At 73.3% G+C, this 20,671-nt stretch carries 16 protein-coding genes and 3 tRNA genes; 4 read left to right on the top strand and 15 right to left on the bottom strand.

The features are described from left to right. The 8 genes from EIO00_RS20580 to EIO00_RS20545 form a co-directional block, all read right to left on the bottom strand. The coding region (locus EIO00_RS20580; protein ID WP_140181468.1) for an AAA family ATPase at window positions 1-1,555 on the bottom strand (1,555 nt) is incomplete at its 3' end. Continuing rightward, the gene (locus tag EIO00_RS20575) at window positions 1,552-2,748 is read right to left on the bottom strand and encodes a metallophosphoesterase family protein (protein WP_140181466.1); all 1,197 of its coding nucleotides are present in this window, start codon (window positions 2,746-2,748) and stop codon (window positions 1,552-1,554) included. The genes EIO00_RS20575 and EIO00_RS20580, both read right to left, overlap by 4 nt. Before the next feature lie 96 nt (window positions 2,749-2,844). Beyond that, window positions 2,845-3,315 (bottom strand): single-stranded DNA-binding protein, encoded by a 471-nt coding sequence (locus tag EIO00_RS20570; RefSeq protein ID WP_140181464.1) that lies wholly within the window; start codon window positions 3,313-3,315, stop codon window positions 2,845-2,847. A gap of 142 nt (window positions 3,316-3,457) precedes the next feature. After that, window positions 3,458-4,366 carry an ATP-binding protein gene (locus EIO00_RS20565; RefSeq protein ID WP_140181462.1) on the bottom strand — a complete coding sequence of 303 codons (909 nt, stop codon included), beginning with the start codon at window positions 4,364-4,366 and terminating at the stop codon, window positions 3,458-3,460. A gap of 817 nt (window positions 4,367-5,183) precedes the next feature. Beyond that, window positions 5,184-6,353, bottom strand: coding sequence for a cytochrome P450 (locus tag EIO00_RS20560; RefSeq protein ID WP_140181460.1), 1,170 nt, complete (start codon window positions 6,351-6,353; stop codon window positions 5,184-5,186). 42 nt (window positions 6,354-6,395) lie between these two features. After that, on the bottom strand, window positions 6,396-8,048 hold the full coding sequence (gene phnE / locus EIO00_RS20555) for a phosphonate ABC transporter, permease protein PhnE (protein WP_161602764.1): 1,653 nt from the start codon (window positions 8,046-8,048) through the stop codon (window positions 6,396-6,398). After that, on the bottom strand, window positions 8,032-8,811 hold the full coding sequence (phnC, locus tag EIO00_RS20550) for a phosphonate ABC transporter ATP-binding protein (protein WP_140181457.1): 780 nt from the start codon (window positions 8,809-8,811) through the stop codon (window positions 8,032-8,034). Before phnC ends, phnE begins: the two co-directional genes overlap by 17 nt. 10 nt (window positions 8,812-8,821) lie before the next feature. Next, complete coding sequence (locus tag EIO00_RS20545) at window positions 8,822-9,808, bottom strand: phosphate/phosphite/phosphonate ABC transporter substrate-binding protein (RefSeq protein WP_140181455.1); 987 nt, start codon at window positions 9,806-9,808, stop codon at window positions 8,822-8,824. A 163-nt stretch (window positions 9,809-9,971) separates the two neighbouring features. Between EIO00_RS20545 and EIO00_RS20540 the strand changes: the two genes are divergently transcribed. The 3 genes from EIO00_RS20540 to EIO00_RS20530 are packed head-to-tail and all read left to right on the top strand — an operon-like array spanning window position 9,972 to window position 13,745. Then, on the top strand, window positions 9,972-11,357 hold the full coding sequence (locus EIO00_RS20540) for an alpha/beta fold hydrolase (protein WP_140181453.1): 1,386 nt from the start codon (window positions 9,972-9,974) through the stop codon (window positions 11,355-11,357). Then, window positions 11,354-12,724 (top strand): hypothetical protein, encoded by a 1,371-nt coding sequence (locus EIO00_RS20535; RefSeq protein WP_140181452.1) that lies wholly within the window; start codon window positions 11,354-11,356, stop codon window positions 12,722-12,724. Before EIO00_RS20540 ends, EIO00_RS20535 begins: the two co-directional genes overlap by 4 nt. 10 nt (window positions 12,725-12,734) lie before the next feature. Beyond that, window positions 12,735-13,745, top strand: coding sequence for a PaaX family transcriptional regulator (locus EIO00_RS20530; RefSeq protein WP_161602763.1), 1,011 nt, complete (start codon window positions 12,735-12,737; stop codon window positions 13,743-13,745). Between the two features lie 175 nt (window positions 13,746-13,920). Here EIO00_RS20530 and EIO00_RS20525 read toward each other — a convergent pair. The 6 genes from EIO00_RS20525 to EIO00_RS20500 form a co-directional block, all read right to left on the bottom strand. Continuing rightward, window positions 13,921-13,993 (bottom strand) — tRNA-Glu (locus EIO00_RS20525). A gap of 21 nt (window positions 13,994-14,014) precedes the next feature. Then, window positions 14,015-14,085 (bottom strand) — tRNA-Glu (locus tag EIO00_RS20520). Between the two features lie 311 nt (window positions 14,086-14,396). Beyond that, window positions 14,397-15,512 (bottom strand): L,D-transpeptidase, encoded by a 1,116-nt coding sequence (locus tag EIO00_RS20515; RefSeq protein ID WP_241661487.1) that lies wholly within the window; start codon window positions 15,510-15,512, stop codon window positions 14,397-14,399. A gap of 305 nt (window positions 15,513-15,817) precedes the next feature. Next, window positions 15,818-16,978 (bottom strand): L,D-transpeptidase, encoded by a 1,161-nt coding sequence (locus EIO00_RS20510; RefSeq protein WP_241661486.1) that lies wholly within the window; start codon window positions 16,976-16,978, stop codon window positions 15,818-15,820. A 162-nt stretch (window positions 16,979-17,140) separates the two neighbouring features. Continuing rightward, complete coding sequence (locus EIO00_RS20505) at window positions 17,141-17,818, bottom strand: VC0807 family protein (protein ID WP_140181444.1); 678 nt, start codon at window positions 17,816-17,818, stop codon at window positions 17,141-17,143. A gap of 271 nt (window positions 17,819-18,089) precedes the next feature. Further along, window positions 18,090-19,013: a LysR family transcriptional regulator gene (locus EIO00_RS20500; RefSeq protein ID WP_140181442.1), complete on the bottom strand. Its 924-nt coding sequence runs from the start codon at window positions 19,011-19,013 to the stop codon at window positions 18,090-18,092. A gap of 154 nt (window positions 19,014-19,167) precedes the next feature. On the opposite strand from EIO00_RS20500, the gene EIO00_RS20495 reads away from it, so the two are divergent. Further along, the gene (locus tag EIO00_RS20495; RefSeq protein WP_140181440.1) at window positions 19,168-20,505 is read left to right on the top strand and encodes a pyridoxal phosphate-dependent aminotransferase; all 1,338 of its coding nucleotides are present in this window, start codon (window positions 19,168-19,170) and stop codon (window positions 20,503-20,505) included. Between the two features lie 79 nt (window positions 20,506-20,584). Here EIO00_RS20495 and EIO00_RS20490 read toward each other — a convergent pair. Further along, a tRNA-Ser gene (locus tag EIO00_RS20490) sits at window positions 20,585-20,669 on the bottom strand. Window positions 20,670-20,671 lie beyond the last annotated feature (2 nt).

The raw sequence follows: 20,671 nt of genomic DNA, 5'->3' as shown, positions 1-20,671 counted from the left end.
CCAGCGCCGCCCAGGCCGCCCGGGTCTCCTCGCGCATGTCCGCGGCGGCCTGCTCGGCGTCGGCCTTGGCGGCCCGCGCCCGCCGCACCTCGGCGTCCGCGGCGGCGGCCTCGCGCTCCAGCCGGTCCCGTCGCTCCAGCTCGGCGGCCGCCTGTTCCGCGGAGGGGGCGCCGTCGAGGGCGGCGCGCACCGCGGTGAGCCGTTCGGCGAGGGCGGCCAGTTCGTCGGCGGTCGACTGCTCGGCTCGGGAGGCCCGCATCCATGCGTCGTTCAGGCGCTCGGCCTCTCGGTCGGCCCGCAGGCGCGCCCGTTCGGCCGCCTCCAGGTCGGGCGCGGGCGGCGGGCCGGGCACCGCCTCCACCGGCCGCTCGCAGACCGGGCAGGGCCGTCCGCTCCGCAGCCGCGGGCGCAGCGCCGCGACGAGATGGGCCCGCTCCGCGCTCTGCAGTTCCCGACGCGCCCGCCGGGCGCGGGAGGCGGCCCGGCGCCGGGCGGCGGCCACGGCCGCGAGGGCCGCGGTCTGCCGCCGATGCAGCTCCTCGACCTTCTCCGTCCTCCGGTGCAGCGCGTCGAGGTCGGCGTGGGCGCGGCGGGTCCGTTCGAGAAGGGAGCGGGGCGGCGCCGCGGCGAGGCGTTCCCGGGCGGCCGTGTCGGCCGCCTCGGCCTCGGCGAGCTCCTCGGCGGCGGCCCGGGCGGCGGAGGAGACGGCGCGGTCCCGTTCGGCGAGCTCCTCGAGTCCGACCGGTGCGACGACCGCTTCCAGCAGCTCACGCTCGGCGGTCAGCGTCGCGCAGTCCTCGCGCGCCCGGGTCGCCGCCGCCTCGTGGGCCGCGAGGGCGGGCAGGGCCGCGCGCACCCGTTCGGCGGTCTTCTCCAGCGCGGCCACCCGGCGCCGGGCCGCCCGCCGGGCGCGGTCGGTCGCGTCGGCGAACCCCTCCAGCTGCCGGGTGAGCAGGTCGACGCGCTGCCTCTCCGCCTCGGCCAGGGCGTTCGCCGCCTGCGCGATCCGCGGGTAGACCTCCAGCCCCATCAGCTTGACGAGGATGTCCTGCCGCTTGGCCGGCTGCGCATGGAGGAATTCGGCGAAGGCCCCCTGCGGCAGCACCACGCAGGTGGCGAAGTGCTCGAACGGCATCCCCAGCAGCCGTTCCACCGCCGGGGTGACCGCCGAGTCGGCGGCGAGCACCCGGGTCGCGTCGTCGGGCGCGCCGAGCGCGTCCGGATCCAAGAGCCGCTCCAGCCGGGCGTTCTTGACCGTGACGCCGTCGCCGACGCGGCGCAGCTCCCGGGCGGCGATGTAGCGGTGCCCGGCGACGTCGAAGACGAGCCGGACGACGCCGCGGTCGGCGGTCGGCGCCAGCGCGTTGGCCACCGCGCGGCGGTTGCCCCACCGCGGAGCCGACCCGTACAGCGCGAACGTGATCGCGTCGACGACGGTGGACTTGCCCGATCCGGTCGGGCCGACGAGGGCGAAGTAGTCCGCTCCGCGGAAGTCCACCTCGGCCGGCTCCCGGAAGGAGGCGAAGCCGTTCATCTCCAGCAGCACCGGCCTCATGAGGAGTCCTTCTCCGCGGCCCGGGCCTCTTCGGCGGTCACCCGGTCGAGGAGCCCGGCGAACAGGGCCTCGACGTGGGGGTCGGCCACCCCGCGGGCGAGGCAGTACTCGTGGAACAGCTCGGCCGGGCTGCGGTGCGCATCGCCGGCCGGCGCGCGTCGCCGCCCGGGGTTCGCCGGCGCGGCGAACTCCGGGGCGATGCGGACCTCCAGCGCGTTCGGGAGCAGCCGCTGCACCTCCTGCCGCAGGCCGGCGCGGGCCGGCTCGTTGAGCACCACCCGCAGATGGTCGTCGCCGAAGGAGTCCGCGCGGCGGGCCAGTTCCTCGACGGTGCCGTGCACGGTGCGCAGCCGCCGTCCGGCGGTGAGGGGCACTTCGGCGACGACGTCGGCGGGGGCGCCGGGCTCGGCCTCGACGAGGAGGACCATCGCCGGATCGTCCTCCTCGCCGAAGTCCAGGGCCATCGGGCTGCCGCAGTAGTGCACCGGGCACGGCGCCGGCACGGCCTGGCGGCGGTGCAGGTGGCCGAGCGCGACGTAGTTCGCGGTAGGCGGGAAGACGTCGACCGGGACCCAGTAGTCGACGATCGACTGGGCGGGTCGCTCCCCTCCGCCGAGCCTTCCCCCGGCCGTCATCAGGTGCGCGGTCACCAGATTGACCGCATCGGCGCGGAAGCCCTCGGCGAGCGCGGCGAGGAGGTCCCCCACCAGCCGGCCGTAGTCGGCCGTGGCCTGCTGCGGCGTGCCGCCGATGAGCTGGGCGGCGCGCACCGCGCGGTGGTGCGGCAGGAACGGCAGCATGGCGACGACGACCGGCTCCCCCGTCGAGCGGGCGGTGAACTCGACCACCCCGCCTTCGGCCGCGGTGCGGACTCCGCCGGCCAGGGTGATCCCGGCACTGGCCATGAGCGGCCGGTAGGCGTCGAAGACGGCGGCGTGGTCGTGGTTGCCGGCGATCGCGATGACCTCGGCGCCGGTGTCGCGCAGCGCGAGCAGCGTCTGGACGACCAGCCGCTGGGCCTGCGCCGAGGGGGCGGCGGACTCATACAGGTCCCCGGCGACGAGGACCGCGTCGACCCGGTGGTCGCGCGCCGCCCGGACGATCTCGTCCAGGACCGCTCGCTGCTCGTCGAGCCGGCCGCGGCCCTTGAGCGCCTTGCCGACATGCCAGTCCGAGGTGTGCAGGAACCTCATGCGCTCCGTCTCATCCTCTGCGATTCCGTGCGGCGTCCGCGCGGCGCCGGTGCGCCCTTCTCCGGCGCCCGCGCCGCCTGGGGCGGCCGATGCCGGTCAGAACGGATCGCCGCTCCCCTCGAAGACGTCCCGTCCCTCGTCGGAGGCGAACGGGTCGGCGGCGGTCGGGCCCGCCTCGCGGCGGGCGCCCGGGGAGCCGGGCCGCGGCGGGACCTTGCCGACCTGCGCGGTGGCGTAGCGCAGCGAAGGGCCCACCTCGTCGACCTCGCATTCGATCACGGTGCGGCGTTCGCCCTCCTGGGTCTGGTACGTCCGTTGGCGCACCCTCCCCCGGGCGATGACGCGGGTGCCGCGGCGCAGGGAGGCGGCGACGTGCTCGGCCAGGCTCCGCCAGGCCGAGCAGTGCAGGAACAACGTGTCGGCGTCCTGCCACCCGCCGGTCTCCCGGTTGAACACCCGCGGCGTGGACGCCACGGTGAAGTGCGCGACGGGGCCGTTGGCGGTGGAGCGCACCTCGGGGTCGTCGGTCAGGTTGCCGACCACCGTGATGACGGTTTCGCCGGCCATGGCGGCTTCCTCTCCGGCAGATGGTCCTCTGCCCGTGCTCGTTCGATCCGGTGGGCGCGGCGGACGGCGCGGTGGAACGCACCGCCGCGCCCGGTGCGCGCCGCCGAAGGCAGGGCGCCGGGACGGCGCGCGCCGCGACGGCTCAGGCGGCCGTGCCCCGCCGTGCGCTCCGGGAGGCCCGGTTCTTGGCCTCGGCTCCGCGCTGCGTGATCAGCTCGCCGAGGGTGATGGACTCCTCGCCGTCCAAGATGGCGGCGCCGAGCATGTTGTGCCGGCGCGCCTCGTTGTAGAGGGTGCGCAGCTTCTCGTAGGTGGCGTCGGAGGCGGTGGCCGCCTCGACGTAGTCCCGCACGGTCTTGGCCGGTGCGCCGGCGTTGAGCCAGCCGAGGACGGCCTCGCCGAACTCCGCGCCCGGTTTGCGGATCACCCGTCCCGACAGGGCCTTCGCCCGGGACTTGGAGATCACCAGGGTGTTCTCGTGGTCGAGATCGCCGACGATGTCGAATTCGTACTCGATCCCCTCCCGCTGCTCGGGCTTGAGCCCGACCTTGCGCGGCACCTTGCGCCCCCGATCGTCGGTCTCGATGACGTAGTCGGTCTTGGCGCGCATGGTGACGATGAGGTGGCCCGGATAGGCCAGCAGGGCGTCGATCATCGCCCGTTCCAGGGGCCGGGCCTCCTTCCAGCCGACGAAGGTGTTGCCCGAGCCGACGCGCTTGGCGGCGTTGTCGACCTGCTCCAGCATCCCCCCGGTGCCGGACCAGAAGTGCGAGAGCGAGTCGACGATCACGACGTCGAAGCCCTCGTGGGCGGCCACCGCGAGCGCCTTGACGAGCGTCTGCGGCTCGAACGTCGTGAGCTGCAGGGTCTGGAAGGCGAACTCGTCGGCGTACTTGGAGGCGCTGCCGCGCTCGGTGTCGATGAGGGCGATCCGCTCGCCGAGCACCCGGGCCGTGATCAGCGCCGTGTAGGTCTTGCCCGATCCGGTGGGCCCGGTGAGCGCGATGCGGGCCTTGGCCTTCTCCTTGGTGGCCGGGACGAAGGTGTCCATGTCACTCCCCTCGGTGAGACTGACCGCGCTCGGGATGCAGGAGTCGGTGGTGGGGGGAGTGACTCTGGAGGCTGCAGTCTCGCCTCATTCGCACATATGTTCGGTTGACACGTTCAGACTAGGCCGGACCTGCCCGGAAATCAACCCACCGTCACCGAACATCACCTTTGATGCCTATGTGTTCAATGTGTCCGAGTCGACGCCGGTCCACGGCCTTCTCGACCGGTCGGCGGAGCGGTCGGACGCCCGGGTCCGGGCGTCCGTTCGCATCCGCTCCTCGACGCGAGGCGACCTCATCGGCCCCACGGGCCAGGAGACCGACCGCGGCACGCGGGCCGCCCGGTCGGCGGCCCGACCTCCTGCGACATCCGCTCCCGCCGGCCCGGCGGGCGGACGCGCGTCCGACCGGCGCCCGCCCCGCTTCGGTGAGCGTCATCTCGGTCCGCGACCGGACGGGCAACCACCCCCGGCAGGCCCTCCGGCCGCCCGATCCGCCCCGCCGACACGGGCCGGGACGCCTGCGGCCGCTCGGAGCGAGGACGCAGGACCGGCGGGGCTCGAGGGGAGGCGACGTGCCGCGGGCGCGCCGCCGCAGCCGCTCAGAACGAAGGACGAACACCGCAGACCCATGCGCCGAGCAGCGATCATGCCGGGCCGTCGCCGGCCGGCGACAATCCGCACGACCGACGCCCGGGCGGCCGCGGGCCCGGACCGCCGCGGGCGTCGGCCGTGCACCCGGCTCCGCGCGGCACCGCCGCAGAGCCCTCCGAGAACGCCTCCGGCTCCGGGCACGGCCGTGCCCGGAGCCGGACGGGCGTCACGCGGCGGTGAGGCGCAACGGCACCGACCTGGGGCCGAACTCCAGCCAGTTGAACATCTTCACCGGGCCGTCGAGCGCCAGATGCGTCGTGCCGTCGAGCAGCGCCCGCAGGGCGGCGGCCATCTCCAGCCTGGCCATGGCGGCGCCGGGGCAGCGGTGGGCGCCCCGCCCGAACGCCAGATGGCGGTTGGGACGACGGTCCAGATCCAGGCGGTGGGGGTCGGAGAAGACCGACTCGTCGCGGTTCGCCGAAGGGAACAGCATGGTGATCGGCTCCCCGGCGCGGATCAAGCGGCCGCCCAGCTCGACATCGCGGGTGGCGGTGCGGGCGAACACCCGATAGGGGGCGTACAGCCGGAGCAGCTCCTCGATGGCGGCCGGCAACCGGTCGGGACGGGTGCGCAGCGTTCGCTGCAGATCCGGATCCCGGGCCAGATGCACCGCGGCGCTGCCGAGCACGGCGTGCGGGGCGCCGATCCCGGCGACGATGGTCTGCCGGACCGTTCCGACCACCATCTCGTCGGAGATGGGGGCCTCCAGCAGGCTGGCGATCATGTCGGTGTCCGGGTCGCGGGGGTCGCGGCGGCGGTCGGCGACGAGGGTGCGGGCGATGGCGTACAGCTCGTCGCTGGCCGCCGCGATCCGCGGCTTGTCCATCTCCTGGATGGCGAAGCTGTACTCCACCCCGATGCGCCGGATCTCCAGCACCTGTTCGACCGGCAGGCCCAAAAACAGCGCGAAGCACTGCGCGGCGAACGGCAGGGCGAACTCCGCCGAGTAGTCGCCGCCGCCGCGTTCCAGCATCGGCTGCAGCAGTTCGCGCGCCGCCGCGGCGAAGGCGGGCTCCAGGCGGCGCACCGCGGCGCGGCTCATCACCCGGTCCAACGGGGCGCGGTAGACCGCGTGCTCGGGCGGGTCGAAGTGCAGCGGGGGACGGCGCTGAGCGCGCGGCACGTGCGGGACGACGTTCTGCACGGCGGTGCTGAACGTCTCGCTGTCGCGGGCCACCCGCACCACGTCCTCGTAGCGGGTCGCCGCCCAGAAGCCGCCATAGGCGTTGCTCCACGGCACCGGGCAGCGTCGCCGCAGGTCGGCGTAGACCTCATGGGAGCTGTCGAAGGTCTCCGGCGCTCGGGGATCCCAGTCGGACGGACGTTCCGCGGGCATCACGCTCTCCTCGATGACGGGGACACGGCAGGATCGGCGGGGTCACAGCAGGTGGCGGCGGGCGAGGCGGGCCAGCGTCTCGATGCCGTAGACGACGACGGTGATCACGATGACGATGGCGCAGGTGACGTCGTAACGCAGGGTGGCGATGGACTCCTGCATCAGGTAGCCGACGCCGCCCGCGCCGACGACGCCCAGCACGATCGACTCGCGCAACGCCAGATCGGCCACGAACAGGCCGTTGCCGATGAACGACGGCACGAACTGCGGCCAGATCCCGCCGGCGAACGCCTGCGGCCGGGTGGCGCCCACCGAGGTCAGCGCCTCGTGCGGGACCGGGTCCAGGCGTTCCAGGGCGTCGGTGAAGAACTTGGCGGCCAGCGCCGTGCAGGAGATCCACAGGGCCAGGAAGCCGGCGAACGGGCCGAGTCCCAAGGCGGCCACGAACAGCAGCGCGTACACCAGGTCGGGAATGCCCCGGACCACCACGACCAGTACCCGGACGATCGCCGCCAGGGGGCGCCAGGGCGCCACGTTGCCGGCGGTGAGCAGGGCTAGCGCCAGCCCGCCCAGCGCGCCGACGGAGGCCGCGCCCAACGCGATGAGCAGGCTCTCCAGCACCCCGGTGAAGACCTCGGCGGAGAACGCGGGCGGCCACATCCCGGTGAGCATCTCGCGGGTGTTGGGCCAGGCGTCGGCGAGCCGGTCCGGCCGCGGGTCCAGCGACCACAGCGCGGCCAGGAAGATCACGACGGCCGTGCCCGCCCCCGCGAACCGCAGCGCCCGGTGGCGGTCCCAGCCGACGTCGTGGCGGGCACGGGCGCTGGCGGGCAGGGCCGCGGGCCCGGCCGACCGATCCTGTCCGCTGCGCCGGCCGATCACCACCGACAGCAGCTCCAGCAGCAGGATCAGCACGATGATCACGCAGATGATGCCGGCCGCGCGCCGGTAGTTCAGGCTGCCCAGGGCGGTCTGCAGCGCCACCCCGATGCCGCCCGCCCCGACCACGCCGAGCACCGACGAGGCCCGGATGTTGATGTCCAGCCGGTACAGCACCGCGGCGACGAACGCGGGCAGCACCCGCGGCAGCACGTTGGACAGCGCCACCTGGGTCTCGCGGGCGCCGCAGGCGCGGACCGCCTCGGCCGGGAGCGGGTCGGCCTCCTCGATGGCGTCGGTCAGCAGCTTTGCGATCATGCCGACCGAGTGGACGGCGACCGCCAGCGCCCCGGCCAGCGGTCCCAGCCCGAACGCCCGCACGAACAAGATCGCGAAGACCAGCGTCGGCACCGCCCGGGTCAGCACGATGACCAGCCGGGCCGCCGACCGGGTCCAGGACCGGCCGGGCCGGGTGCGGGCGGCGGCGAAGGCCAGGGGCACCGACGCCGCCGCCGCCAGCCCGGTGCCCGCCACGGCGATCAGCAGGGTCTCCACGATCAGCGCGGCGATGTCCCCGGCCGCCGGGAACTCCGGCGGCAGCATCCGCTCCAGCAGCCGCCGGGCGTCGCCGAGCCCGGCGGCCAGTGTCGACGGCGACAGCCCGATCCACCAGAACGTCACGCAGGTGACCGTCACGGCGGCGGTCAGCAGCCCGGCCGCGACGACGGTCCGGGCGCCCAGCGGCGGGCGCAGCGGTCCTGCGGCGGGGGCGTTCTCCGGGGCGTGCGCCGCCCGCCGCTCAGTGCCGATCACCATGGGCCCCCGCCTTCTCATAGAGGGCGTGCAGCCGTTCCGCCGACAGGGCGGCGGCGGGCTCGTCCAGCACGATCCGGCCCGAGCGCAGCGCCACCACCCGGTCGGCGGTGGACAGCGCCAGGTCGACCTGGTGGAGGCTGCACACCACCGAGATGCCGTCCTCGACGCTGATCCGCTTGAGGATGTCGAGCACCATTGCGCTGGCCGCCGGGTCCAGTGAGGCGACCGGCTCGTCGGCCAGGATCAGCTCGGGGCGCTGCAGCAGGGTCCGGGCCACGGCGACCCGCTGCTGCTGGCCGCCCGAGAGCGTGTCGCAGCGCTGGAAGCGCTGGTCGGCCAGGCCGACCCGGTCGAGCTGGTGCACGGCCCGCTCCCGCAGGGCGCGCGGGTAGCTCATCACCCCATAGCGCGGCCAGCGCAGGGTGGCCAGCGCCCCCATCAGCACGTTCTCCAGCGCCGACAGCCGCCCGACCAGGCCGAACTGCTGGAAGACGAAGCCCACCCGGGAGCGCAGCGCGCGCAGCTCGCGGCGGGAGCAGGCGGCCGGGTCGACGCCGAGCGTGCGGACGGTGCCGCGGTCGGGCAGGTGCATCCCGTTGACCAGCCGCAGGAGGGTGGACTTGCCCGCCCCCGAGGGGCCGACCAGCGCGACGAACTGCCCCTGGGGAACGGTCAGGTCGATGTCGTCGAGCACGACGGTGCCGCCGAAGCCCTTGCCGACGTGGGCGAGGTCCAGCACCGCCTCACCGCGCGTGTCGCTCATCACGGACTCCTCAGTCACCGGACGTGCAGACCTCGGCCTTGGTGATCTCGCAGATCCGGGCGATCGGCTGATAGGTCTCATCGTCGGCCGGGACGAAGGTCCAGGCGTTGGACGACCCCAGCGGACAGGCCGTGGCCCCGGCCTGGTCGCCCCAGCTCTGCGGCCCCTTGATCTCGTTGCCTCGGCACAGTCCGGCGGAGGCCGCGCCGGTGGCGGTCAACCCGGTCACCGTCTTCGTGATCTTCTCGCGCAGGTCCGGGGACAACCAGTTGCCGACCACGACGGGCGGTCCGGGGATGAGCGGGGAGGTCCACACCTTGCGGACCTGGCCGGGCTTGAGCTGGCCGCGGGCGGGCAGCAGGGTGTCGATGAACACGTCGCCGACGAAGGCGATGTCGCAGTCCCCCGCCAGCAGCGAGGCGACCGCGGTGTCATGGCCCTTGGCGAACACGGTCTTGGCGTCCTTGGCGACGTCCACGCCGGCCTCCTTGAGCGAGGCCAGGGGCTGGAGGTAGCCGGTGGTGGAGCCGGGATCGGTGAAGCAGACGTCCTTGCCCTTGACGTCCGCGAGCGACTTGATCGAGGTGTCGTCGCCGCGGGTCACGCCGTAGGCGTAGGCGCCGGGCTCGCCCCCGGGGGCCTGAAGGGGGACGGCGACGGGCTGGACGTCGGCGCGGCTGCGGGCCAGGTAGTAGCTGAAGGCTCCGTAGACGGCGACGTCCACGCGCTTGGCGACCTGGGCCTCGACGACGGCGGCGTTGCTGGCGACGGCCTGGAACTTGACCGGGATGCCCAGGTCCCTCTCCAGGGCGGCGGTGATCGGGGCGAAGGCCGCCTGCAAGTTGTCGGTCTGCTCGGAGGGGATGGCGGCGAACACGAGCTGGTCGGGGCGGCTCTCGCCCGCAGCGTTGCGCGCTCCGGGACCGGTGCCGCAAGCGGAGAGGAGGCCGACGGCGGTGGTGACCGCGATCACACCCAAGGCTGTCTTCCGGAACATCAGCGACTCCCTCACTACGGGGTGGTCGGCTCAAAGTAAGCAGGTGAACGGCTATTGTCAACAGTTCTACGACGACCGTAGGATTCTTGCCGAATGTCATCCGCTGCTCTAACTGGACGATCGTCGAAACACTGTCTCCTGATTCCGCCCCAGGGAGCCGGACATGTCTCTGCCCTTGCGGCGAGCGGTCGCCGTCACGGCGACGACCGCCGCCCTCGCCCTCGCCTCCGCCCCGCCCGTCCCCGCCGCCACCGACGATCCGATCAGCCTCCGCGGCGTGCACCCCAGTGGAGCGACCTATGCGATCGAGGTCCCGCGGAACTGGAACGGCACGCTGCTGACCTTCAGCCCCGGCTACGGCCAGGGCGCCGGCCCGCAGCAGCGCCCCGCCGAGCTCGGCGGCAACGCCGCCGCGCGGAACTGGCTGCTCGAGCACGGCTACGCCCTGGCCGGGACACGGCCGTACGGCGACGGCTGGGCCGTGGAGGAGACGCTGCGGGACTCCGCCGCCACGCTGACCGTCTTCGCCCGGGTCGCCGGAAAACCCGAGATCACGCTGGCGTGGGGCTCCTCGATGGGCGGGAACGTCGCGGCGGGGCTGGCCGAACGACGGCCCGACCTCATCGACGGGGCGTTGCCCTACTGCGCCTCGGTCGCCGGGCCGGTGGCCATGCTCAACCAGTCGCTCGACGCGGCGTTCGCCTTCAAGACCCTGCTGGCCCCCGGCGACGACCGCATCACGCTGGCGCGCCTCGCCTCGGCCGAGGAGGAGGCCGCCGGCAACGCCGCCGCCCGGGCCGTCCTCGACGCGGCCCAGCAGACTCCGGCCGGCCGGGCGCGCATCGCCCTGGCCGCCGCGTTCGCCCAGATCTCCCCCTGGTCGATACCCGGCACCCCGGAGCCCGCCGCGGACGACTGGGCCGGCCAGCAGGCCCAGCAGTACGCCGCGTTCATGCCGACCGTGTTCTCCCCCCGCTACCCGCTGGAGCAGCGCGCGGGCGGCAACATGTCCTGGAACACCGGGGTGGACTACCGCAGGCTGCTGCGGGACTCCGGCCGCAGCCGGCAGGTGCGGGCCCTGTACGCCCAGGCCGGGCTCGACCTCGACGCCGACCTGGACCGCCTGGAGGCGGCGCCGCGGATCTCCGCCGATCCGGCCGCGGTCGCCTACATGGAGCGTTACTTCACCCCCGGCGGCAGGCTGGAGGTCCCCGTGCTGACGCTGCACGAGCGCGGCGACAACTTCCCCACCGTCACCCAGGCCCGCGCCTACTCCGACGTCGTGCGGCGGGCCGGGAACGGGCGGATGCTGCGGCAGGCGTTCGTGGACCGGCCCGGGCACTGCGGCTACACCGGAGCCGAACTGGTGGCCACGGTGCTGACCCTGGAACGCCGCGTCAAGACCGGACGATGGGAGGCGAACGCCCATGAGCTGAACCGGCTCGCCGCACGCCTCGGCGCCGGCGACCCCGACCTGGGGGCCGCCCAGTTCATTCACCTCGTCCCCGACAGGTTCCTGCGCCCGCACGTCCCCGGAGGCGCCCGATGAGACCGCGCCCGGCGACCGTCGCCCTCACCGCGATCACCGCGCTGCTGGCCTCCGGTGCACCCGCCGCCGCTGCCGCGACGCCCCGGGAGCTGACCGGCGAACACGCCGACGGCATTGCCTACGTCATCACCGTTCCTCCCGCGTGGGACGGCACGTTGCTGCTGGTGGCCGGTCGGACGCGCCTCGACACCGCGTTCCAGGAGTGGGCGACCCGCCGGGGGTTCGCGGTCGCCGGAACGGCGTCGCGGCCCGGCTGGCGGCTCGACGCCGACCTGCGCAACATCGCCGAGACCCGCGAGGTGTTCGCCGACAGGGTGGGCGTCCCCGCCCGCACCGTGGTGCTGGGCGACTCCCAAGGCGGGCTGCTGGCCCGCGGCTTCGCCCAGTACTACGGCCATCTCACGGACGGCGCGCTCCCGGCGTGCGGGGGCGGCGCGGGCACGGTCGCCATGTGGAACGCCAAGCTCGACGCGGCCTGGGCGCTCAAGACGCTCGTCGATCCCGGCTCTCCGATGGAGCTGGTGCGCATCACCGACGTCGCCGCCGAGCAGGCCGCCCTCTCCGATCTGATCGCCCGCGCCAAGGCCACTCCGCAGGGCCGGGCGCGGCTGGCGCTGGCCGCCGCATTCGCGCAGGTGCCCGCCTGGAACGACCCGACGTCGCCGAAGCCGGACCCCGACGACCCGGAGTCGCTCGTCGACGGCTGGAGCGCCGGCCTCCCGTTCGCCCTCGGCGTCCACGTCCGCGCCTCCTATGAGGAGTTCCTCGGCGGCAACCCCTCATGGAACACCGGCGTGGACTACCGGCGACAGCTTCGCCTCTCCGGGCGGGAGAAGACGATCTCCGCCATCTACCGCCGGGCGGGAGCCGACCTGCGCGCCGACCTCGACCGGCTCGCCCGCGCGCCCCGGATCTCCGCCGACCCGGACGCGGTGGCCCGCGCCGAACGGTTCATCACCTATGACGGCGAGCTCCACGACCCGGTGCTCACCCTGCACACCGTGGGCGACCCGGCCGGTCCGGTGTCCGACGAACGCGCCTATCGCGGCACGGTGACCCGGGCCGGCGCCCGGGCGCTGCTGCGGCAGGCGTTCGTGGACCGGGCCGGGCACTGCACGTTCAGCACCGCCGAACGGGTGACGGCGCTGTCGGTGCTGTTGGAGCGCATCGACACCGGACGCTGGCCCTCGGTGACCCCGCAGGCCCTGCGGCGGCGGGCCGGACGCGCCCCGGACCTGCCGTCGGCGGACGTAGTGTTCACCCGAGTCGTCTCCCCGGCGCCGGCCCGGACGTGGGACGCGGGCGACTGGGGAACCTACACCGGGCAGGGCACCGACCGGAACGCCGATGGAGGAGGACCGACATGAGAGGCGCCGGGTGACCACGCCGACGACGGTCGGCTCCCTGCCCCGGGCCAGGCAGGGGGCCGAACCGCAGCGGCTGCTGACGACGCTGTTGGGCGACTACTGGTTCTGGCGGCAAGAGCACATCCCGTCGGCGGCGCTGGTCCGGTTGCTGGCCGAGTTCGACATCACCGAGGCCGGCGCCCGGGCGGCGCTGCGCCGGGTCGCCTCCCGAGGGCTGCTGACCAGCTCCCGCACCGGCCGGACCACCGCCTACGGACTGCCGCCGCGCGCCCACGACGTCATCGTGGCGCACATGCTGCGGCTGCTGACGTTCGGCGCGGTCACGCCCGCCTGGGACGGCCGGTGGACGGTGGTCGCGTTCTCGGTGCCCGAGAACATGCGCGACGCCCGCCGCGCGCTCCGCGACGGCCTGCGGCTGCTGCATTTCGGAATGCTCTTCGACGCCGTGTGGGTCAGTCCGTACGACAAGACCGCCGAGGTCATCGCGCTGGTCCGCAGGATCGGGATCCGCGGGGTCACCGTCTTCCGGGCCGAGGAGATCGCCGACGACGATCTCGACGGAGTCTTGGACCGCGCCTTCGACGTCACCGCCCTGCGCAAGCGGTACCTGCGTTTCATCCGCACCTATCGGGAGGCGGCCGAGCGCGTCACCCGGCTCGACCTGTCCCCCGGCGAGGCCCTGCGGTTGCGGACCGCGGTCATGACCGACTGGCGGGTGTTCCCCGCCCTCGACCCCGACCTGCCCGCCGAGCTGCTGCCGCCGGACTGGCCGCGCGATGAGGCTCGACGGCTGTGCGTGCAGATCTACGACTCGCTGGGCGAACTCGCCGAGAGGCGTTTCCGGGAGATCCTCGCCGAATTCGCCCCCGAGCTGGCCGGTCTGGCCGCCCACCACACCTTCGCCCAGGCGTCCACCCTGCGTTCCCCCCGCACGCCGCGCCACACGGCCTTCGACGACGCCGCCGATCGCGACCGCCTGAGCGTGATGACCGGCCGGGATCCCGCCGACGACATGGACTGAGGGGGACGGAGTCGACCGGCTCGGCGTCCGCTCCCCGTGTCCGGGTCCGCGGGAGGCGTCTCGGGCGTCTCCCCTCTCCTCCGCCGTCGGCCCGACGTCCGGCCGGAGGAGAGACGAGTGACGCGCGGCGGCGTCCCGACGCCGCCCGCGGACCGGAGACGGGCTGGAGACGCGGTAGCCGGGACGGGGTTCGAACCCGCACCTGCCGCCTTGAAAGGACGGTGACCTTCCGATTAGTCGACCCGGCCCGGGCCCCGGAGAGGGCCGAGCAGCGCGTACGAGAATCGAACTCGTGCCCCCACGGTGAGAACGTGGTGTCCTGCCACTAGACCAACGCGCCCCGCACGAACAAGCCGCCTGCTCCCCGGAGGAGAAGGCGGCGCACCGGCCGAAGCCGAACCCTCAGAAGGCTTCTCCACCGAGAGCGAAGGGACGTTCACGACGTTCCAGACGCAGGACCGTCATGACGCTCACTCCCCTCGCCGATCGGAATCTTCCTCATTGAACCGGGGCGTTTTCTGTCGCCGAGAACAAGTGTGCGGCATCGAGATCCTCGGGACAACGCATTTCTTCGCGCGGTCTCCGCCGAGACGACCGCGCCCCCGGCGGCCGACATCCGGTCGCCGGGGGCGCGGTGGGCCCTCGAGGGGATCAGCCCGTGGTGACCTCGCGGTCCAGGGCGCCGCCCTTGACCCACCTGTCCCAGGGCATCTGGTAGTAGCTCCAGCCGTTGTTCCACTCCAGGCGGCGCTTGCTGCCGGTCACGATGACGATGTCGCCGCGGTAGGAGAGGTTGTAGAACCACTCGGCGAACGGCGGCGGAGTGTTGATGCAGCCGTGGCTGGCGTTGTAGCGGCCGAACGCCCAGTAGCGGTCAGGGCTGGCGTGGACGTACTCGCCGCTGCTGGAGATGCGCACCGCGTGCGGCAGCAGCAGGTCGTATCCGCCGTTGGCCTTGTCCTTGGGGTCGACGCCCATCCATTCGGAGGTCATCCGCTCGACCCGGTGCTTGCTCATGGTCAGGTGGACGCCGCTGGTGGTCAGGTAGGTGTCCACGCCGTTGACGACCCGGCCGCCCTTGCCGGCGCTGATCCCGGTCCTCTTGACGACCTTGCCGTTGACCTTGACGACCATCTTCTTGGTCTTGGTGCTGACCGTGGAGATGTGCGAGTCGCCGATCTTGAACGTGCGGGAGAAGTCGCGGGTGCCGTACACGCCCTTGCCGATCTTGACGCCGGCCAGCTCGGCGGTCAGCCGCACGGTCTGGTTGGGCTGCCAGTACTGCTCGTTCTTGGTCCGGAAGATCACCTGCCGGTCGCTGACCCAGTACCAGGCGCCCACGGCGGGCTTGGTGGACTTGACCTTCAGGGCCTGCTCGACCGCCTTCTTGCCGGCGTCGGAGATCCCCCGGTTGAAGGTCAGCGTGATCGGCATGCCCACGCCGACCTTCTCCCCCGCCATGGGGATCATGTCCACCACGTTCAGCGGCGCGGTCGCCTTGAGCGTGGTGAAGCTGCTGGTGGCCGTGGTGGTCTTGCCCTTCTCGTTGCGGGCCACCACCGAGACCTCATAACTCGCGCCGGGCCAGAGCGTGCGGGAGCGCCAGGTGGTCTTGTCGGGGGACATCTCCCCCCGCACCGGCTTGCCCTTGACGGTGACGTTGACCTGCTCCAGCGTCCCGTTGGAGACCTGGACCACCACGCCCCTCTCCGGGAGGGCCTTGGCGGTGCCGGTCCCGGGGGTGATCGTCACCTGGGGAGCGCTCACGTCCTCCTTGCCGGCGACGGTGCTCCCGGTCCCCCCTCCGTCTCCCGAGCAGGCCGTGGTCGCGAACAGGATCACCATCCCCGTGATCCCGGCAGCACCGGCTCCATGAAGTCGCACCGTGAACCTCCCAGACCCCGCCGTAATCCCGGGACGACATTAGCGACAAACCACATCGATCATGGTCCGGTCGGGGAGGTTCCGAGCGGTCGAGATCGAAGTGTTGTCGTCTGGATTCCTCATCCTTATCCGCCCGTGGGCCCCCGGGCGGTCCCGGGAGCCCACGGCGGTCATGGAGAGCAAGAACCTCAGTGCAGGGCGCTGCCCTTCTTCCACTCCTCGAAGGACAGCTGCCAGAAGCCCCAGCCGTTGTTCCATTCGAGCTTCCGGCTGGTGCCGGTCAGCTTGACGACGTCTCCGCGCTGGTGGATGCCGTAGTACCAGCGGGCGTCCTCGGGGCTGAGGTTGATGCAGCCGTGGCTGACGTTGGCCCGCCCCTGGGCCCCGACCGACCAGGGCGCGGAGTGGAAGTACTCACCGCTGTTGGAGATCCGGATGGCGTAGTTGACCATCTGCTCGTACCAGCCGGGATCGCCCTTCTTGCGCCCGGGGGCGGTCATCTTGACCGGATTGCCCTTCTCCATCAGCAGGTGGATGCCGCTGGTGGTGGTGTACTCGCGGGTGGTGCCGTTGCCGGCGCTGAACGGCATGGTGCGCAGCTTCTTGCCGTCCCGGTACACCGTGGCGTGGTGCTTGTTGATGTTGCCGGTCGTGATCTGCTTGGCGCCGATCTGCATGGTGTAGGAGCTGTCCTCGGTGCCCCACACCCCCTTGGCGGCCTGCACGCCCGCCAGGCGGGCGGTGAAGTACACCTTCTGGTACGGCTCCCAGAACTCCTTGGGCCGGTAGATCACCTGCGTGGAGTCGATCCACCGCCAAGCGCCCTCCACCGGCTTCTCGGCCTTGACCTCCAGCGCCCGCTCCACGGCGGCCTTGTCGCTCACCGGCCGGTTGAAGCGCACGATGATCGGCATGCCCACGCCGACCTTCTCCCCCTTGACGTTGGGGGTGACGTCGGCGATGCCGAACGTCCGGGCCGGCTTGAGCGTGGTGAACGTGCTGGTGGAGGCGGTGGACTTGCCGTCGCCGTTGCGGGCCCGGACGGTCACCGTGTAGGAGGTGCCGGGCACCAGGGGCCGCGCCGACTTCCAGGAGGTGCGGTCCTCGCTGAGCGTGCCGTCGATGCGCACGTCACCGCCGGTGACCGTGACCTCCTCCAGCGTGCCGTCGGCGACCTTGACCTCGATCGGCGCGTCCGGCCGGACCTTGCCGGAGCCGTTGGCGGGCGTGATCGTCACGGTGGCGGCCTCGGCCGAGCGCAACGCGCCGACGCCTCCGCTGCAGCCGGCGACGAACACCGTCACCGCCCCCGCACCACCGGCCACGATCAGCCAGAGCCTGCCTCGCACGCTCACTCGCTCCCCCACTGTCGATCTTCGTCGCTTTGACGAAGTATCCATACACCAGGGGAGACGCCTTGAAGGCCGGATTGGTTCGCCTCGCAGGTCGAAGAGTGCGTTCTTCTCCGGTCCCGTCGCGCGCCGCCCCGGGCGCCGCCGCGGCGGCCGGGTTCAGGACGCCGCCTCGGCGGTGACGTGCCGCAGGCACCGCCGGAACCCCAGCACCGAGATCGCCGCCGCGGCGGCGCCCAGCGCGGCCACCAGGCCGGTGCGCACCCACAGGTACGTCCCGATCGATTCGTGGAACAGCATCCACAGGCTGATCGAGGCGTTCATCAGGAACACCAGCGACCACAACAGGGAGATCCGCAGGAAGAACCGGTGCACCCGTTCGTGCCGCAGGAACGCCTCCGGCATCGGGACCATGTCGGTGGCGATCTTCTGGGCGAGCGGGCGGCGCATCGGCACCGAGGCCAGGAACGTCATGCTGACCAGCAGCGTGCCGAGGGTGGGCTGGAGGAAGTACACCACCGGGTTGCCGGTGATCGCGGCGAGCACGGCGCGGACCGTGACCCCCAGGGCGGCCAGCAGCAGCATGCCCGGCACCTCGCGGCCGCGGTACAGCCGCCAGCCGATCCCGCCGTACACCCACAGCACCGCGGCCGCCAGCGCGCCGTTCAGGCCGAGCAGGACGAACGCGGCGTAGAACACCGCGACCGGGGCGATCACGCCCTCCGCGAAGCGCGGGAGCGCGTGCCAGAGCATCGAGGTCAGCCGTGGCGGCTCGAAGGCGTGGGGAGGGCGGGCGGCGGACGAGGGGGTCGCCGCGGATCGGTCGATCGCGGGCATGGGCGGCGGAGCCTCCGAGAGGGGGCGAGCGAAATGACCGGCTCCACCGTACGTGATGATCGGCATCGACGCGGCGGAAGGGCGGCGGAGCGTGGAGCCTCGCCGGGGCCTCACCGGGGCGGCCGTGCCGGTCCGGGCGGCGGGGAGGCGTCCCGGGACGAAGGGCCGGCCCGCATCCGGGATCCCGGTCCCGCCCGACCCGCCGAGACGCCCGGGGACGAAGGGGCCGGCGGCGATCGCCGTGATCGCGCCGTGATCGTCCGGAGAGGCCTCAGGACCCGACGGGCGGCGCGGCCTCCTGGGCCGCCGCGTAGATCGCGCGCAGGGTCACCGCCACCGAGGGCCGCCGCACGCTGGAGGCGCGCGCCACCGCGTACACCTCGCGGACGACGTCGAGGTCGGGGATCTCCCGCACCGCCACCCGGGAGTCTCCGCCGACCAGCGCCAGCGCGGGCAGCGCGGCGATGCCGATGCCTCGGGCGACCAGGTTGAGCAGGGTGTGCATGCCCTCGAACTCCCAGGCCACCGTGGGTTCGCCGGGGACGGCCTCCAGCAGCCGGTCCACCGCCTGACGGGACGGCTCGCCGGGCGGGGCGGCCATCCACGGCTCGTCGCTGAGCCGGCGCAGGTCCAGCGGCTCGTCCGGATCCGCCATCGGGTGCCAGGGCGGCAGCACCAGCACCAGCGGATCCCGGCACAGGTGGATCAGCTGCAGGGTGGGCGACGCCTGGGTGGGCAGGGCGCCGGTCCAGTCGTCGACCAGCGCGATGTCCGCCTCCCCGGAGCGCACCTGGGCCAGGCCCGCGCCGGGGCTGGTCTGCCGGAGCACGAACGTCAGCTGGGAGTGGTCGGCGAGGCTGCGGGCGATCGCGGGGGCGAAGGCCACCGCGGCGCTGGCGAACGCGGTCACCACCACCCGGCCGGAGGGGACTCCGGACTCGGCCGCCAGCTCGGCCTCGGCGGCCTCGACCATGTCGAGGATGCTCTCGGCGCGCAGGGCCAGCCGGCGGCCGGCGTCGGTCAGCTCCGCGCTCCGGGCGGTGCGGTCCAGCAGCGCGGTCCCGGCCTCCCGTTCCAGCGCGGCGAGCTGCTGGGAGACCGCCGAGGGGGTGTAGCCGAGGGCGGCCGCGGTGGCCGCGATGCTGCCGCGGCGCGCGAATTCGCAGAGCAAACGCAGCCTGCGCAGGTCGAGCATAAGAGCATCTTATGCTCCCCCTCGAGAAGACTCGCTTGTGATGATGCTTCACATGGGTAAACGATGGTCGCGAGACCCCGCGGGGTCGGGAACGGGGGCCCTCACCGACCTGTGACACCACACGTCCATCCATGCCCTGGGAGCAGTCATGCCTATGTCCGAACGTTGCGACGCCCGGCCCTCCGAACCCCCATCTCGTCGCACCGGGATCTCGGCCACCCTCGCCGCGAACGAAGCCCTGGAGCGCAAGCGGCGGGAAGGGGTCCCGGTGCTGCCCATGGCCTTCGGGGAGGCGGGCCTGCCCGTGCACCCGGCGCTGCGCCGCGAGCTGGCCGACGCCGCCGGACGCAACGGCTACGGGCCGGTGGCGGGTTCGCCGGAACTGCGCGCGGCGGCGGCCGGGTACTGGACCCGCCGCGGGCTGCCCACGGATCCGGAGCTCGTGGTGGCCGGGCCCGGAAGCAAAGCGCTGCTGTTCGGCCTGCTGCTGATCATCGGCGGCGAGGTGGCGGTGCCGCAGCCGAGCTGGGTGAGCTACGCCGCGCAGGCCGCGCTGACCGGGGCGGGCGCGCTGTTCGTGCCGACCCGGCCGGACGAGGGCGGGGTGCCCGACCCCGAGCTGCTGGCCGAGGCGGTCCGCGCCGCCCGTCGGCGGGGACGGGACGTCCGTTCGGTGGTGGCGACGCTGCCCGACAATCCCACCGGCCGCCTGGCCGGGGAGTCCACGGTGCGGCGGTTGTGCGAGGTCGCCCGCGAGCTGGACCTGCTGATCATCTCCGATGAGATCTACCGCGATCTGGTGCACGCCTCCGACGAGACGGTCAGCAGCCCCGCGCTGTTCGCGCCCGAGCGGACGGTGGTGACCACCGCGCTGAGCAAGCACCTGGCCGCGGGGGGCTGGCGACTGGGGGTGGCCCGGCTGCCGGAGGGGGCCGCCGGGCGGGCGCTGCGCGCCGATCTGCTCGGCACGGCCAGCGAGATCTGGTCGTGCGCGCCGGCGCCGATCCAGCGCGCCGCCGCCTACGCCTTCAGCGAGCCGCCGGAGCTGGTCGAGCACGTCGATCGCAGCCGCCGGCTGCACGCCGCCGTGGCCGGCGCGGTCGCCGCCCGGTTCACCGCGGCCGGCTGTCGGGTCCCCGCGCCGCAGGCGTCGTTCTACGTGTACCCGGACTTCGCTCCGGTGGCCGATCGGCTGGCCGAGCAGGGCGTGCGCACCGGCGCGGAGCTGGCGGAGCTGCTGCTGGACCGATACGGGGTGGGCACGCTGCCGGGCAGCGCCTTCGGTGAACCGGCCCCGGCGCTGCGGCTGCGGGTGGCCACTTCGCTGCTGTACGGGGAGAGCGACGAGCAGCGGCTGGCGGCGCTGGAGGCGGAGGACCCCGTCGAGCTGCCCTGGATCGCCCGGTCGCTGGACCGTCTGGAGCGGGTGCTGTCGGAGGTGACGGCGGCGGAGCCGGTTCCGGCGGGCGCGGCCCTGTCGGCGGTGGGCTGAGCGGCACGGTCCACGGCCGTCCGCCGCGAGACCGGAGTCCCGGTCTCGCGGCGGACGGCGGTCATCCGGAAGAGTCGCGCGGAAGGTCCAGGATTCGAACCTGGGCAGGTGTCACCCTGACGGTCGTTTTCGAGACGACTGCCTTACCGCTCGGCCAACCTTCCTC

It is taken from the genome of Thermomonospora catenispora, assembly GCF_006363815.1.
Classification (GTDB): Bacteria; Actinomycetota; Actinomycetes; order Streptosporangiales; family Streptosporangiaceae; genus Thermomonospora; species Thermomonospora catenispora.
Note: the sequence above shows the minus strand (reverse complement) of the source record. Positions and strands in the feature narration are given on the sequence as shown.